Genomic DNA, 17,473 nt, shown 5'->3' with positions numbered 1-17,473 from the left:
ACGTACGAGGCACCGGAGGCTGTTGGTGGTCGGTCGATGGAGGGTGATTTCAGGGAGGCTGTAGTGGCGCGCATTCCAGAGTTGATACGGCAGGGACGTCTGAACAGAACGAGGATCCACGATTTCCGGAACCGCCGGGCAGGAGACGGGTCGTCCGCGGCGGCGGCCGCGGAATCTCACGCGCAAGCGGGTGGTAGTGCATCCGATAGCCCGGCGCTGGATCCGTTCTATGCTGAGATGCTCGCTGCGGTGGACCGCGACTTGCAGCAACATTTCTATGCCGAGGCCGCTGCTGACGTGGTGGGGGCGTCTTCGTCTCGGGATGGCAGTGGGGCGTGGCCTTCGGCTCCACCGGCGATCGATGACGTCGACGAGTACATGGGTCCTGCGAGTTGCGCGGTCTCGGCTGTGAACTACACGGCCGACCGGAACCCCGAAGCTCCGATCACCCGGCCAACCGAGGATACTGTTGGACTCGGCGGGATGAGCGGCCAACAATTCGAACACTATGCCGGCACCGAGTTGCGGACCTTCAACAGCCACTCCGACATCACCCGACATCTCGAGCGACTCGGTGATGGCGCAATCTCTGTCGTCGTCGATGTCTATAACAGTTTCATCGACATCCGCGACAACCCCGCCGATGTATTCGGGATCGGTGCGCATGCTGTTGTCTTCGAGAATCAGGGCGGGACGGTATTCGTATACGATCCGGCTACCGGGCGTCGCTACCCGGTGGGTGAGCATCCTTCGATTGATGGGGGTGCGGTTCTTGGCGTGGTGTATGCCTCGGACGGTTCCCCGCAGATCGTCGGCGGTACTCATGGCATCCAGGTTCTCGGCAACGTGCGGATCGGCGCGAACAACCGGAACGACGCCTTCACCGATCGACCCGACAGCATCACGAACTCCACCCCGGACATGTCCTCGATTATCAGGAAGCTGTCGTTCCTGTCGACCGACGACGGTACGGATGACGCTCGGCCGACACCGCAGGCAGCCACCGATGGCGTGGTCTTCTCGCGGTCGAAGAAGGCATTGGGTGGCAGTGACGTAGGAATGATCGGAAGGATCGGCGGCGAAGAACACCTCGTCAAGACCGGAATCTCACGAAGCCAGCTCGGCCAAGCCGTCGACCATTACGCGCACGGCCGGATCGACAAAGCGAACAAACTCCTCGGCTACATCGTCAATGATTCGGTCCGGCTTACCAACAGCGGCGAGAAAGCCGAACGGAAGCAAGCACTGACCGATGCTTTCGGTGACTTTATCCGCACAGATAAAGGTCAAAGCCTGGTCAGCAAGGCGAAAACGGGTGAACTGAGTATCGGCGACGTCAGCGATATCCACGCAACCCTGGCCGCCGACCTTGGATTGCGAACCGCGCTCGGCATACCGGTTGTTTTCGACGTCATCAACGTGGCTGCGGCACAACACCTGGTCAACGCCATGCAAAGCACCTACCTCGCCGCGGAGCATATTCCGGACTCGTCCCTGCTGGTCCTGCCCGACAACATCTTGATCGGATCCCGGCTCATCCCGGACGCCACGCCGCTCGACGTCTTCCTGACCCGGCACTTTCTTCCACCCGATGTATCGCTCACGGACGCGAAGCATGCTGCTGCGCTGATCAAGGAAGCCGCCGCCGGAACACCGGTGGAATCGGACGACCTCACACGCGCACAGAATATCGTCTCGCAGATCAATGACCCCGATAACCTTCGCGCGAGCCAACAGGCACTGACCGCCACGCTACGAGAAAAGGGATTGGACGGCCTGTTCGCGGCACTGCTGACCAGACTGACCCTGGGGGAGTCCGCCGACCTCGGCCCGGACAACATGCTGGTCGTCCGCGGCGATTACGACCGGAACAAAGTCGTCAACATCGACGTCACGGGATTCCGCTACGACCGGAAAAACGACTTCCAAGCCGACCCGCAGGCTCCGCCTCGTCACGGCTGGGGGAAAGTCTTCGAGAACCCCGAACTCGCACCCACTGTGCTACTCGACAACAGCGTCATGAGCAGTCGCTACGCGAAGGGACTCGATTCGGTCCACACCGCGATCGTCGACTCCATACACGAAGCGCTACACCATAACGCCACACCCGAGGCCGAAGCGGTGCGACGCTGGTATGCCGCACTCGACCTCGACACAATAAACACGTCGCTCCTTTCACTGAGCCAAGAACTGCAGAGCATTCCGGTCGCACCGGACGCCGACGCGATAGACCGCGTACTGAACCGCAACGTCTCCTTCCTCGGCGACATAGTTCACGCATCCCGCAACTTCGACATCACCAAGTTCCTGTCGAAGCAGTTCGGCGCCGAATATCCGATCGGGACAGAGCTGTATCTACACGCCTCGACCGGAGACATACGCGCCACCTTCAGAAACCAACACGTAGAACTGCATTCCGACGATGACCGGCAACCCACCGGAACGAATCGACGGACCGATCAGTCCGATAGTCGTTCAGTACTGGCCAATGGAACACAGCACACCATCGAAGACTTCTGGGACCACCTTCTCGCCGAACACACGGCTATGGGCGTAGAACGTGTCACGCTGGTGCGAGCACACGGCATCGAGACTCCCGCCGATCATGCCGCGGCATTCGAGCCGCGCGAGGGCGACACGTACTTCGGTAACCTCCTGGAGAAACCGGCAAAGGCCGAACTTCTGGAGCAGCTGGAAGAGGCCGAACGCCGGAATAACCCGTGGAAGGTCGAACTCCTCGAGGAGCTGCTGAAGCAACTGGAAAGGGCTGGAATCCCCGGGGTCACCGTCCCGCGAACACATTTCGACGAGAAGTGGTTGGAAAGGCCCGCCCCACTGGCAGATCACGAACGCCTGGAAAACCTGTCCGACGCGCAGAGACAGGAACTGATCCCGGTCGTACCGGCGACACTCCTGCGCCCGAAACGCTGGGATGGTGAGATCTCCACCCTCGTCGACTACAACGGCGACGTGACCGACCTGCCCACCCACGGCAACGAACAGGTGGTTATGGCCGACCGGGACGGGCACGACTACTACGAATTCGACGATCCGGTCCGGGGAAAGCAGCGCATCCCCGTGGAGCTGGCGGCCGATTTCGATTTCGATGTCGATCCGGGCGATCCGGACGGCCGCCTCGGTACGTTGAGCTGGGACCTGCCCGACGGTCTAGTGCGGTGCTACGCCTTCGACGAGACCGGGCTGGCACATATGCAGATGTTCTACGGGGACCGCCTCGTCGGGAAACCCGGAGACGGCCCATGGCGGTGGATAAGGAGCGACGAGGGTCCCAAGTGGTTCCGTGTCAACGCACCCACCAGTGTTCTGCCCGAGTTTCCGAGATTCGTCGCTCGCCCCGACGACCCGATATTCGCCGAAGGCGGAGCGCGCTCGCAGGACGCGCGCCAGACGCTCGGCGTCATCTGCTGGCTGGTCGCACCGCTCAAGGATCGAGCCGACCGCCACCAGCAGATGATCCACGCCATCATTCACAACTATGGCGATGGGACCGGCGCGGTCCTGCTCAAGGTCGAGGTCGACGGAAAATGGACATGGAAATGGCAGCGCGTCCTACTCGGCTACTTCCAGACACCCGGCACCACCAGCGGGCACATCATCGGGCACGAACCCGGAGACCCGCAGTGGCCCAGCATGATCGTCAATGCCTGGGCACTGCAATTCGGCGAGGGCAACGGACACCTCATCTTCGCCAAGGAGGGTTATGCCCGCCAGGCTGGGGAGCACCTCAGCCCCGGCTTCTACCGCGCCCCGGAAGGCTGGCGGCAGCAACCGATCGCCAATGTCGATGGCGCGTCGTTCCTTAATCCGCTCCGGTTCGATATCAACACCCTGCATGCCGTGGTGGGCGGCGACCTCGAGTTCTCCCGCAACCTCGCCGATACCTTCCCCAACTTCGTGCGCGAGGCGAAGACGCGCAACGAGAAGATGTGGGAGCATCTCGTCGACATCCATAACGGTGACATGGACGAAGTCGGCGAAGCCATGGATCGTTTCATGAATTCGGAGTCCATCGGGTCGCCACCGGGCTTCCGAACGTACCTCGACGAGCAGTTCCCGAATCGATGGGACGCCGAAAAAGACACTCTCGCAACATACTTCGACACCGTCTTCCAGGGCCCGGCCGAGCATCGGCTCCTCGCCGCCCCCTATCTGGATATCGTCGGCCGGGCGATCAGCGAACTGATCCGTTACGCACACGAACGCGACACCACCGTCATACTCGGCATGAACGGGTTGGGGCCGGACTTCGAAAGCATCACCGCGGTGCCGGGATTGGTCGGTGGCCATTCCTATCGAGTCATCGGCACCGAACCCCGCGGGATCCTGCTGGAGAGCCCGTGGGACCACCACGGCCCCTATCTCCTTCCGGACGCCGGCATCGAATACCGGCTCGACCCCGCACCCCGCGGCACGGTCGACTACATCACCGATAAGAACGGCAGCCACCGCACCACCACCGACGGCACCGTCTACGGCACCTACACCAACGGCACCGTCTATCGTCGAGACCCCGACACGACCGGAAACGGCTTCACCGAATACGGCATCACCCGCGAAGCCACCACCTACCGCGAAACTTCCGATGGCACCCGCCACGAACGCTATCCCACCAGCGAAAGATACTGGCGCACAAGCAACGGGACCGAATACCGCACCCTGCCCGACGGCACCAAAGAACGCAAACAACGCCACGACACCGACTGGTCACCCGACACTCGTGACGACCCACCCGACGACATCACCATCCCACGCCGAGGCGGCATTCTCTTCGTGGATTTCAAGCACCTAGTGAAATTCAGCGGCATCACCTTGATCGGCCCAGCCGGGCGCGCCGCATACGAGGACGTGCCCGACTACTCCGACCAGGGCGGCACGGGTGCCCCGATCGGTCGCCCGGCGCATCGGGATGCGAACGACGGACCCGAGCGTCCCATCGCTGCGCCGACATCGACCGCTCTGCATGTGTCGCCACCAAGCGGTGGTGACGTAGATCGCGCGGATGATTCGCGGCGGCGGCGGCCGCCTGCCGGCCTCGGCACGTCGAAGACGTGGTGGCGGGATGTCGGTGAAAGTTGGTGGAACAAACTGGATTTTTACAATCTCACCCGTGCCGAGCAGCTCCGTCTGCTGACCGATTTCCCGGCTCTGCGCACCACCGTTCCGATGGATTCGCGTTACACCCATCCGGGCCTCGAACCCGGCCTGGGGCAGCAGCAGGAGGTCGAGCTCGGCGGTCCGACCCGAATCCGTCGGCAGCGTTTCACCCAGGCCAACCTGCATCCGCCGCGATTGCGGCGCTGGCACTGGTTGCCGAAGCTGACCGACGCGCAGCGGGAGCGGGCCATGCCGACTCCTGGCGTGCCGATGCGGCTGCCCCGCCCCGCCGGCCCGAACCTGCTCACCCTGGTCGATGCGCACGGCAGAGTGGAGCGGTTGGGTGCCAAGGGCGAGAAGGTCCCGGCGGAATTGGTCCGCCACGGCAACGGACCCGGCTACTACACGATCATGCCGCCGAACGAGCCGATTCGATACGTTCATGAGAATCTGGCCTGGGATTTCAAACTCGAGCGTGATCCGAGCGGTGGCAGCATCGGCCTGCTCAGCTGGGATGTGCCGGGTGGTCAGGCTCGATTCCTCGCTTTTGACGCTGGGAACAACCCGATCGTGGAACCGCTCGACTACGGTAGTCAGCTGGTGGTGAAGCACGGGTCCTGGCCGTGGCGGTGGGTGAAGATGCCCCACTGGGACGGATTCGTCCGTATCAACGCTCCGCACGATGTGCTTCCGGCGCTACCCGCTCTCGCGCGCCGGTGGCATGATCCGATGTACGGGCCGGATGGGCCCAAGCCGGGCGACGTCGGGCAGGGTCTGGCCGGCAATTGCTCGCTGCTGGCCGATCTCAAATGGCTTGCCGAACATGATCCGCAGGCGATTGAGGAGATGTTGCACGACAACGGTGACGGCACCGTGTTCGTCCGTCTGCTTCCCAACAACGACGGCAATACTCGGCCGGTGTGGGTGCGAGCGGAGAAGCTGATCTATGTCGAACCGGGCACGGAGACCGGATACTTCATCCGTCATTCGCCTGGGGAACCGTTGTGGGCCACCATGATCGAGAAGGCCTATGCCCAATTCTTCGGCGGCGCCGACGGTTACCTGGTGGTGCATTCGGCCCCACTCGCCCTGGCTGCGTCACGTTTCGGCAAGGGCTTCCATCTGGCTCCGGGGGGATACCTCCGGCAACCGGTCCACGCTGTGCACAATATTGAAATATTGAATCCGTTCAGGTTCGATCTCGCCACGCTGCACGAATTGGTCAGCGCTCACGTCCTTCGAGACCAGGGGAGTTCCGAGCCGGATATAGAGTTCTCTCGCGCTTTCGCCGAGACCTACGATGAGTGGTGCGCGCCGCGAGACGCGGGGTGGAAGCGTCTCCAACGTGTGCACCGGGGCGATCAAGTTGCGTTGGACAACGCCTGGCAAGAGTTCCTGCGCACCGAAGATCCCGCGTCTCCCACTGGTTTCCGTCGCTTCTTGGACCGTCTCCACCCGAACCGATGGGAGCGCGAAAAGGATGCTCTGACAAGATATTTCCAGGAGACATACGGCGGGCAGGCGCAGGACAGACTGCTGTCCGCCCAATCCATGGTAGCGGCTCGAGCGATCGGTCGAATGCTGGAGTGGGCGCACCGACGCGGTACCAGGCTGACAATCGCGACACATTCTTGGCCGGCGGATAACGGGAATCCGGTAGCGGGCCTGGTTCCGGGTCACGCTTACACGTTTCTGAGGATTGAGTGCGATTCGACCGGCACACCGGTGCGCATGCTGTTGGAGAATCCACACGACCTTCACGCGCACCTCGTTCCGATCGCGGGTATCGAAAATCGTCTGGACCCCCGTGGCATCGATTACAGCGGGGAAGGAAGAGTTGACCGGACGTCGCAGGACGGCACCCGATATATCACCAAAGGTTCTCGGGCCAACCGCAAGCAATACCGCATCGATCCGGGTCCCGACGGTGCCGTTTACGGGCTCGCCGGAAACAGCCGCATCTACACCGCCAAGGACAAGACGTTCCACCGCACCGATGCCGACGGCAAGAGATACCGCAGCACGAAAGATGGCACGGAATTCTCGACGAGCCGGGGTGGCCGCAAGTACATCAAGCGGCGGGGTGATGCCGATTGGATCCCCGACCCCGACCGCGAGGATCCGCCGGATCCAACCGACATGCGTCGCGGTGGCATCATCGCGGTCGACTTCGAGCACGTGGCGAAATTCAGCGCGATCGGGATGAGTGGTCCCGGGGCGTACGGTTTGTACCGACCGGAGCGGGTGGACCGGCCGCTCGACGGTGCCGAAGACAATGTGCTGCGTACCCTCTTCGACGAGCCCGTCGAGCGAGTACCCGCTCTGCTGGACGCCCCCGAGCAGGATTCGCTGCGTGAATTGTTCGGCGGCCCCAGCGCGCCACCGCCGACAGGTGTCGTCGGCAGGCCCTACGGCGTTCACGACAAGGGTCGTATCGATGAAAACGGCGTGCGTGTCTTCGACACCGACGACGCCGGCGCCGATTACGGCTTCCACCACCTACGTATCTGGGACAACCTCCGCGATCGCGTCCGCACAGCCCTGCGCGCACACGAGGAATGGCAGGTACCCAACCGATTCCTGCGACTACGCACACCAGAAGCATTCGACCAACTCTGGGCAGAACTCCATGGCAGCAACGAAATCGAAGGCCGAGTCTTCCACGCGCTCGGCACCGATCCCGATCTCGACGCAGTCATAGCGCATCGTTCCACCCTTAGCAGCATCGACAACCCCACTCCAGCACAAGCACGCGAGCTGCGAGCCCTCGACCGCATCCTCGGCGATCCGGATCCGGACGCCTACTGGCAGCAGATCCGAGACGACGCCGACGAATACCGCAGGATCAACGATCACTATCAGGAACACTTCCGCGTCCCGTTCAACGCCGACACCTTCCGCATGCATGTCGCGCTACTCGACGAGGCGGCCAACCATCCACTGCCACTGACCGAACCGATCCGCGTGCTGCGCGCCCTCGACCACATCGACTTCATGGCCATCGACGAGCACGGCAACACCCTGAACGGACAGCGAGACCTCGGATTGGTGCTCAACGTCCGGCAACAGGACCCCGCCTACCCGTCCACGTCACTCACCGCGGAGCCGGCCGATATCGAGGGACAGATCGAATACCTTCTCATCCTTACTGTTCCGCCCGGCGCGCGCGGGGTCTACATCGGCGAGGACGGCTACTTCCCACATCAGAACGAACTCCTGCTCGCCCGTGACACGAGCTACCGGATCACCGGATTCGACCAGAGCAACCCCGACCTCACCGTCCTGTACGCCCACGTCGAACCCGCCATCCCGCACACCCGGATCGGCCTCCCCCGCACTGCCGTATCCAGCCGCACCACCACCGAGCCCGGTATCACGGACAGGCCCGGCAACCCGAACCCGGCCGCCCCAGTGTCCCGCACCGCGGTCCGTTCCGGTCTGCCCTATGGTCGGCACCTGCCTCTCACCGACACACCAGGTCGCACCGGCGAGATGTCCGAAGGCGCCTTGCGCTCGCCGGCGCGCCCGACGGTATCGAGGGAAAACCTCGATAGCTTCCTGCGAGACATCTGGAATATTCGCGAGTCGATCCACAGCGCGGACGAGATCTATGACTTGTACTCCGACCGTGGGGCCGGCGAGCGGGCTGAGGTTGAGTACGTCTACCTCGACGCGCTCATGGAAATCCTCGATAGCCGCGCACCCGGACCTGCTCGGGAGGCCATCGTGCCGGGCTACGACCGTGTGCTCACGGCGGACGATGCCGACCACTGGACGTACGAAGACATCCCATTCGTTCAGTACAACCGGGTGCAGGCACTCGGTGGCATGCGCGGGGAGGAGATCGGTTTCAAGGTTTATGTGAATACCTCCGGCTCTGCTCGGCCCGGGGTGACGGCCCGGGTCGTGCGCGAGGTGATCGATGACCCCGACCGGTTCCCGGGGGTGTACGCGGCGAAGGTGGCCGGCCCGCTGGAGCGCCGGGTGGATGGTCTGGTCATTTACTTGCGGGACCAGGAAGCGGTACACCGGGTGATCGAGTGGCTGCGGGACGTGCAGAGCACTGATGCCGACTCCTTCCTGTGGGACGTCCCGCCTATGACCGAACAGGTACTGGCTGGTGTCGGCTTCGCCGCCGAACGCCCGCAGGAGAGTTTCGGCTGGTCACGGGCCCGAATTATCTTCTCGGCGTTGGGCGTGCATCGGGGCGGAAACATCGAGGGCTTCCACGGGGAAGTGCTGAACCGGTTCCGCGTCAACGGCATCGACCCCGACCGACCACACCTGAACCTGTCCGGCACCGCAGCCGCTGCCCTCCCCGCACACGCCCACGACGGCGGCGCTTCGTACGGTCCGGGATCACCGGAGGCCCGCCGACTGCACGGCACCCTCGAGGAGTTCGACGGCAGCGCAGCGCATGCCCCGCGGTCTGCCGCAATCGATTCCGGCCGCGAACCGGTCTCGCAGGCCGACGCCCCGGCGATCTCCCTACCGACGGATCGGGATGCGGCCGACGATGACGACCACGCTGCCGGATCACGTTCCGCTGCCGAACCGGAGGACTTCCCCGAGGACGAAGGCTCGGTGCCCGGACTGACCGAGTACGAACGGCGCAAGAAGCCCCCGCCGGCGATTGCCGAGGGTAGGACGGATTCCCCTGCGGCACCGTGGAAGCTGGCGGTGGAGCAGGTGGACACGATCGGGGATACGGGGAATACGGTGCTGATCGCCCGGAACGGGGCGGTGGTGATCGGGCCGGGGGACAGCGTGCTGTGGGACGGGCACGAGGTGAACGGCAATGCTCGGATCCGGTTGAGTTCGAATCCCGATGTGCCGTATCGAGTACACGGGGAACTGCTCGCTCACCTCGACTGGATCCAGGACGGGGAGAGCGGCGGGTGGAAGAGCCTGACGAGGGGGGAGCGGCCCGCCACCCGGTTGGTGTTCTACGACTCGGATGTGAAGAAGGCGGTGCAACTGGGTGTCGGCGACTTGGTGCCGACGTGGCGGCAATCGAATGGCTCGGTGCGGATCGAGTCGTTGGTTTCGCTCGCCGTGGGACCGAGGGCGGATAGGCCCGCGCTGTTCTCGCGGGTCGTGATTCCACGGGAGGCTGTGCTGGCGTTGGGCATGGGTGGATCGGCGGCCGCCCAGGTGATGGTCGAGCACAAGGGTCCGTTGTTCTCGGCGCTGCCGAGCGAGTCGGATGCGCGGGAAGGAGCGTGGGGGGACTATAGCGGGCTCATGACGAATCTCGGCAGGCTCGCCACACTGGATCCGCACGGGCTGGTGGAGATGTTCCGCGAGTTGCCCGATGGGACGGTGGAGGTGCGGTTCTTCATCGATGGCGTGCCGTTCGTGGTGCCGGTGGATCGGCGCCTGCTGCACGACTCGTCGGGATCGCCGATGCACGCGGGGCATACCGACGGCGAGCCGATGTGGGCGCCGTTGGCGCAGAAGGCGTTCGCGATGCTGGGATTCGATATCGGGTCCGATCTGACGGTGTCGGCGCGGCCGTTCGGCGAGCCGATCCAGCCGCCACCGATCCGGCCGATGCCGAGTACGGAGATCGCGGTGCCGCGCGACCGGTTGACCATCGTGGACGTAGACGGTGGGGTGCTGAGTGTCCGGCCGGGTGACACGCTGCACGGCACCGAACACCCGCAGGATCCGACTTTGCTCGAGGTGATGATCGGTGCGGATCCGGTGTCCCCGGTCCATGTGGTGCACCGTGACCTGCTTGGCGAGCTGACTGTGTTCGGTTCGGACAGCAAGGACCGGTATCACTGGACGACACCGGCCTCCTGGTCGCCGGCGACTGCCGCATACAAGTTCCTGGGGTTGCGGCTGATGCTGTCGAATTCCGGTCGTACGCATATTCCGGCTGACTCGTCGATATCGTTGGATGTCGGAAACGGGGGCGAGCTGCTACTGGGCGGGGATACGCAGATTACGGAGGGGGCGCTGCAGAAGATCGGTTACACGATCCAGACAGCGTCCGGCCCCGTGTTCGGCGAGGCCGGACCCGTGCCGGAGGACGTGGCACAGGGCAGTCTCGGGGACTGTCATTTGCTGGCGCCATTGGAGATCATTTCCAAGGAATCCCCGCCAGAGGTCCGTGCCATGTTCTCGCTATACCGGGACGGCACCGTCCTTGTGCGGTCCTTCACCAGCTGGGGTGCCCCGCGGTGGGTGCGAGTGAACAGGAAGTTCTACGCCGACGCAGACGGGTGCATGATCTATGCCGCTCATGACGCGAGGCGCGCATTATGGCCCGCGCTGGCCGAGAAGGGATACGCGTCGAGGCGCAGGGGCGGTTTCGCGGCGATCAAAGGCGAATACCCCGGGAGGACGATGCGGGAACTGCTGCCGCCGTACAAGGCGTACGACTCCGGAACCGTGCACCAGCCGGTGAGTGCCCTGGACCTGCAGACGTTCCTGCATCCGATGCGGTTCGGTGTCGACACGCTGTACGAACTGGTGGTCGAGCAGGTCGGCGACGATGCGGACCGGGATTCCGTCTTCGACTTCGCGCGGCGGCTCGGCGAACTGGAGCCGAAATGGATGATCAATGTCAGAGCATCAGGTGATGCTGTAGAGCCGGTAGAACTATTCCGGAATTTCCTGAACTACCATCTACAGCCCGACGAGCGGACACAGTGGCGCAAGGAGATCGCTGCCGTGCTCGATTACCTCGAGCAGGTCGGAGATCCTCGGGAGACCCTGACGAGTTCCGTTGTCCTGCGACACTTCGCCGATCTGTTCCGGTTCCTCCGTGGTCGCGGTGACACCATCATCCTGAGCACCCGCAAGTTCGGTGACGAGAATCCGGGACTGGTGGAAACACATGCTTATTCGGTCTCGGACGTGCGTCCCCGCGTCGACGGCGGTCTCGATCTCGTGCTGGAGAACCCGCACGATTCGAACCCGAATGTGCCGCAGAAGATGGACGGACTCACCTACGGCTCAGGCGGCACGCTCACCCTCGACGCCGCGCACCTGACCAAGTTCTGCCTCCTGTCGATCCGCGGCGCCGGCACCCGCTTCGCCTTCGGGGACTCGCCCATACCGCCGTCGAACGACGGGCCGAAGCCGGAGACCGGCGCGCCCACCTCGAACCGCACGGCCGGATCCCTCCTCCGCGACAACGACTTCCCCGGCGCCGATCGATCGCTCAGCGGTCCTGCGGCGGCGGCCCGGTCGGTCGCCGACATCATCAGTCCGTATGCGCGCGCCCTGAGCGCCGTGCTGGGTGGGCCCGGTCCGGTCGACTTCGCCCAGGTGCTGACCATCCTGCGGCACACCAACGCCGCACAGGACGCGCGCCCACTGGAAGCGGCGTTCGGTGGGACCCTGCGGGACATCGTCCGAGAAGCCGTGGCGCAGAAGCGTTTTCCCGAAACGCAAGCGTTGCGGATGGCGCGCCTGCTTGGCTGGGAACCGGCGGAGGAATTGCCTGCCGACGCACCCGCTCCGCCCTCCGTCGCCGTTCGACCGGGTGCGGCGCCGGAGCAATTGCCGCAGGTGGAGCAGTACGCGCGGGCGGTGTGGAACGAGACCCGGGCCGAGGCTGCGCTCGCGCTGACGGCGCGGCTGGATCGGGACCTGCCGACGCTGTGGGCCGTGCGGGACGCCTACCGGCAGCAACCAGGGGGGCGTGAGCTGATCGCGGACCTGCGCCGCGCGTTTCCCGACGAGCACGACTACATCGACCACGTCTTCGCCGAACCGTCGGCGAAGGTCGCGGCGGGGGAGCCGGATGCGGTACCGACCCCGGTCCTGGAGGACACGGCGCTGGACTGGATCCGGACCCTCGGCGACATGCCATTCGAGAATCGGACGGGCGCCCAGGCTCAGCTCGACGCCGGGTCCGCCGAGCGAGCGCACCTGATGGCGTTGGCACTGGTCCGGTGGGGCGCTCACCCGCGCCGGATCACCGTCAGCGGCGAGGGCATGCGGATAACCCGCACCCTGCCGGACGGCTCGCGTCATGAGGTGCCCGTGCAACGGTATGTCGCCAACCTCGTCTACACCGTCCAAGGAGGTACCCCCGGCTGGCAGGTATTCGATCCGGCGCTGGGCCGAACCCCGTTGCGCGAGCAGGAGGTTCGCATCGCCTTGAACGCGTCGAGGGCTCCGCCGCGCGGGCAGTCCGGCACGCCGACGCCGGTGACCATCGAGACCTCCGAGATCCTGACCCCGGACGCACTCGAGGAATTCGACCGCGAACTCCGCCGTCCCGAACCGCGAGCGTCCGACGCCAGCACGGCACAACAACATTCACAGCGCGCCGGCCGCGACACTGCGGTCACGAATCCGGTCGGCGCACGGGGCTTCAGCGCGCTGCCGTCGACCGGTGCCGTCGGCCGGCTCGACGGCGTTCTCGACGAGGAGTATTGGGTAATTCACGGTGTCGCCAAAGGCTACACGAATGGGGAAATTCGGGAACTCCTCGGCCAGAATGGGTTCCCTCATCTGTCTGCTGCGGGAGTCTCCTCCCGTGTCAAGTCCCTCTACGCTTCGGCAGGAATCACAAGCCAGGCCCGAGATGGGGAGATGCGGCTACGCGAGGCGTTTATCGAGAGCTACCGGGAGTCGATCAACCAAGAAACACTCGATGGGCTCCCATTGTGGTTGAGCAAGCTGGATATAGACGTTTTCGACTATGCTTTCCGTAGGCCGGGTCGCCGTGTAAGCAATGTTGACTTCTACCAAGAGGTTGGCACCGCTCTCGCGGTATCGAGTAAAACGGTGCGGCGTTCCATGATGTCGATATTGGCGCGGGTCGGGATTTCCAGTGACAAGTGGATACGCGACGAGCGTGGGCGGAAGAACTTCGGGCAGACTTTCATAGCGCTCGCAAGCAGTCTCGAGGGGCGGCTCGGTCCCGAGGCTCTCGCCGAGTTCCGGAACTCCGGTGGCGCCCAGCAGTGGAGGGCGCCGCCTCTGCCGTCCCGCATGCGCGTGGTGGACGAAGGGCCAGGCGACGGCAGTAGCGTTCACCCGGGAGATACTCCGGGCTCGGGGCCGGTCGGTCCGGTGATTTCCGATTCGGGTCCGCGTGTCGGTAGTCCGGTCAGAATGTCGCGGGGGGACTGTGGAACGCTGGCTCTCGAATTTGTCGCTCGTCTGAATCCGGGTGCTCGGATTCGGTTGTCGGGGGGGTCGGTTGGATTGTTCGGTATGACCGGTCCGCAGTTCGAGTTCGATGCCAGGGCGCGACTGCAACACGTCGATACCCTCGGTCCGGTCATCGGGCTGCTTCGTACGTTCGGTCATGGCTCGTTGAGTTTGGTGGTCGGCGTGCACGCCAGCGTCGATGCGCGGGGTTTCGGCGCCCGTTCCGTCGTGATGTACAACCGGGGCGGGGCGCTGTGGGTTTACGATCCTGAGACCGGCGATCACCCCTTGGAACACCATTCCTTCCCCGAGGTTCGGGCATGGCTCGTGATCGTGTACGGCACAGATGGGAGCCCGCAGACCATCGCGGATTATCCCGATAACGGTGCCGCCGTTCTCGGCGATGCTCGCATCGGCGCGCCGTCCGATGCCGACGACCGCCCCGCGCCGATCTGGAATCCGCTCCCGGACACCAACGATCGGCAATAGCCAGGCTGCACGGCGACCCGACGGCGCGCGACACGCGCATAGCGCGGAGCTGCGGCGCCTGGCCGTGGAACCGTTCGATGACTCGCTTTTGACGGCTGCGTCACATTCTGATTTACTCCAAGACAAATCAGTTGATTCTTAGTAAATCCTAACCTGGGGGCACTTTCCACGCGGCTCTGCGAAGGAGATGACACCGGATGAGTGACGAGACGGCGGGGGATGGCCGCGGGCGCGAGGTCTGGGCGGTGGTCGCCGGTTCGACGGGCGGGGTCGGGCGCGAGGCCGCGTTGCGGCTGGCCGAGGACGGCTATTCGGTGGTGGTGTGCGGTCGCGATGGCGCCGGTGCGGAGGAGACGCGCAAGCTGATCGAGTGGACCGGCGGGCGGGCGGTGGAGGTGGTGGCCGATCTCGGTGATTCCGCGGCCGTGCGCCGGTTGATCGCCGAAACCGTCGCACTACTCGAGGGTGCTCCGGTCGCGGTGCTGGTCAACAACGCCGGTGAGGCGGGCTGCGGGCCGGTCGAGGATGTGTTCGACACGGTCTTCGCGCTGAATGTGAAGGTGCCGCTGCTGTTGACCGGTGCGTTTGCCCCGGGCATGGCCGAGCACGGCCGGGGGGCGATCGTCAACGTGGGTAGTTCGGGCCCGGTGACCGGGGCCGCGGGGCAGAGCGTGGTGCAGGCGGCGACCTCGGCGTTGGTCATGTTGACCAGGTTGTGGACGGCCGAGTACGGACCGAGGGGCGTGCGGGTCAATTTCGTGGACCCCGGCGGCGCGCTCGCCGCGCAACTCAGTGGGTCCGTCGCGGTGGCCGAGGCCATCCGATTCCTGGCCTCACCGCGAGCGGCCTCCATCCAGGGCGCTGTATTGACCATGAATGACGGCGAACTCGCGGCCGCGTGTTGCCGATGGTCTTCCTCACCCGCGTAAGGCGCTGCGGTCATTCATGTTTCGGTTCGAGCAGGGTGGTGATCATCGCGGTGGCGTGCCAGTGTTCGAAATCCTGATGGCTCCAGCCGCGGTCGTCGACCAGGCGCTGATAGTTCGTGTGCTGCAGTTGTAGCCACAGCACATCGGTCGCGGCCTTGGTTTCGATGTCTTGCCGCAGCGAGCCCATCGCCTCGATGGCGGCGACGACGCGGCCTGCGGCCTCGAGCAGCTTGAGTTTCTGCGATTGCAACAGGTCCGCCAGGTCGGGATCGGTGCCCGCGGTTTGTTCGAGCACGGCCTGCAGTGGGCGCAGGCTCCGCATGACGGCCGCGGTATGGGCCGCGAACTGCTCGAGGAGTAGCCGAGGGTCGGCGATCGTGAGGATCTCGGCGATCGTCTCGCCGGGCTCGGTCGCGCCGCTGTCGTTGGCCACGTGTTGATGGGCGAGGGCGAACAGTTGGGCCTTGTTGCCTGCGGCGAAGACGGTGGGGCGGGAGACACTGGCGCAGGTCGCGATCTGATCGATGGTGGCGCCTGCGTATCCGCGCTCCGCGAACACCTCCGCCGCGGCCCGCACCACGATGTCGCGAGTGCGGCGCGCGGCCTCCTCGCGCACGGGGGAACGGTAGACACGCTGCGCTCGATTGACGTCTGCCATATGCTCTGGTTTACTCTCAGTCATGTCATTTGATTAGTGATCAACCCAAGTTGTGAGGCCGGTTGCCACGGCCCCTGCCGGTCGGGCCGGGTGCCTGGGCGCGGTGCCCTCGGCGGGCGTAGCTGATGTCGGCCTCGTCCGATGTCCTCTCCTGCCGGCCACGGCGGATGCCCGCCGGAATTGTTCCCATTGACGATCAGCATATCAGCAGGAAAGCGAACCTCTCATAACGTCCCGGTAATGATGTCCGGAGCCGTCGCTTACGGCCTGATCTCTATTCTGTGAATAGGAAGAGTAATGGATCGACGCATCGAAGTAATGCATCGACGCATCGAATTGAATCCCGACGGACTGCGGGATGCGGCCGCGGGGTTCGAGGAGGTTGCCGACCGGGTCGGGAAGATCAGGGAAAGTCTCATGAATTCCACTGGTCACCTGGGCGAACCCTGGGGGCACGACAAAGCCGGGGACAAGTTCGCCGACGGGGCTGAGGGTTACAAAGCCAATAGAGACAACAACTTCGGTTCCCTGTCCAAGCTCGTCGATGTGTTGGCGCAGAATGCGAAGAATCTGCGAGACGGCGCGACGGTTTTCGAGGAGAACGAGAGGGCGCAGTCGCGGTGATGTACGAAATGCGACTCGACCGACGATGCGGAGAACTCCGGTGGTGAATGAGCGGCTGCAGGCCGACGCGGCGATGATGATGGAAGCGCTGTCCGAACAAATGCTGGGTATCGCGAAGATCCAGCGTGATCGGGCGCGGCTCACCGCGACGGTCACCGCATGCGACAAGCGAATCAGTGTGACCGTCAATGCCGACGGCATCCTCATCGAGACCCGGTTCGCCGACGATGTGAGCGACCTGTCCTACGACGAGATCGCCGCGGCTATCACCGAGGCCGTCCAGGCAGCGGCCGCGCAGGTCGGCGAGCGGGGCCGTCGGTTGATGGCGCCGCTGCGGGCCCGCAAGGACCGATTGCCGCACCTGACGGAACTCCTCGAGGACATGCCGGATTTCCGGTCCGTGATTCCGGTGCCGCCGCCGGTGTCGATCGCGCCCCCGAACTCGCCGGAGCGCCGATACGACGACGAGGACGCGGGTTCCGGCGATGCCGAGCCCTACGGACGCCGGTCGATGGTCAGAGACCACGACGAGTGAGGT

Annotated in this window: 5 protein-coding genes; 4 read left to right on the top strand and 1 reads right to left on the bottom strand. The window is 64.4% G+C overall.

Annotation, left to right across the window (positions count from 1 at the left end; genetic code table 11):
• The first annotated feature begins 483 nt into the window (after positions 1-483).
• Together ACIBK2_RS23765 and ACIBK2_RS23760 are read left to right on the top strand one after the other, a co-directional pair.
• A complete protein-coding gene (locus ACIBK2_RS23765) occupies positions 484-14,724 on the top strand; it encodes a C2 family cysteine protease (protein WP_396969860.1) in 14,241 nt (4,746 codons plus the stop codon).
• Between the two features lie 197 nt (positions 14,725-14,921).
• Positions 14,922-15,653, top strand: a complete 732-nt coding sequence (locus ACIBK2_RS23760) for an SDR family NAD(P)-dependent oxidoreductase (RefSeq protein ID WP_396969858.1) — start codon at positions 14,922-14,924, stop codon at positions 15,651-15,653.
• A 10-nt stretch (positions 15,654-15,663) separates the two neighbouring features.
• On the opposite strand, the gene ACIBK2_RS23755 is transcribed toward ACIBK2_RS23760, so the two are convergent.
• Positions 15,664-16,269: a TetR/AcrR family transcriptional regulator gene (locus ACIBK2_RS23755; RefSeq protein ID WP_396969857.1), complete on the bottom strand. Its 606-nt coding sequence runs from the start codon at positions 16,267-16,269 to the stop codon at positions 15,664-15,666.
• 339 nt (positions 16,270-16,608) lie between these two features.
• On the opposite strand from ACIBK2_RS23755, the gene ACIBK2_RS23750 reads away from it, so the two are divergent.
• Both ACIBK2_RS23750 and ACIBK2_RS23745 read left to right on the top strand, forming a co-directional pair.
• On the top strand, positions 16,609-16,935 hold the full coding sequence (locus ACIBK2_RS23750; RefSeq protein ID WP_396969855.1) for a WXG100 family type VII secretion target: 327 nt from the start codon (positions 16,609-16,611) through the stop codon (positions 16,933-16,935).
• A 40-nt stretch (positions 16,936-16,975) separates the two neighbouring features.
• Complete coding sequence (locus ACIBK2_RS23745; protein WP_396969853.1) at positions 16,976-17,470, top strand: YbaB/EbfC family nucleoid-associated protein; 495 nt, start codon at positions 16,976-16,978, stop codon at positions 17,468-17,470.
• The last annotated feature ends 3 nt before the right edge of the window (positions 17,471-17,473 follow it).

The organism is Nocardia sp. NPDC050175 (assembly GCF_044459885.1).
GTDB lineage: Bacteria > Actinomycetota > Actinomycetes > Mycobacteriales > Mycobacteriaceae > Nocardia.
The sequence above is the reverse complement of the archived record's forward strand: the minus strand, read 5'-3'. Positions and strand labels throughout refer to the sequence as shown.

What these genes read in the sequence shown, in the direction of transcription:
- ACIBK2_RS23760 (WP_396969858.1), top strand. Translation starts at nt 14,922, where the DNA reads ATGAGTGACGAGACGGCGGGGGATGGCCGCGGGCGCGAGGTCTGGGCG.
- ACIBK2_RS23765 (WP_396969860.1), top strand. Translation starts at nt 484, where the DNA reads ATGAGCGGCCAACAATTCGAACACTATGCCGGCACCGAGTTGCGGACC.
- ACIBK2_RS23750 (WP_396969855.1), top strand. Translation starts at nt 16,609, where the DNA reads ATGGATCGACGCATCGAAGTAATGCATCGACGCATCGAATTGAATCCC.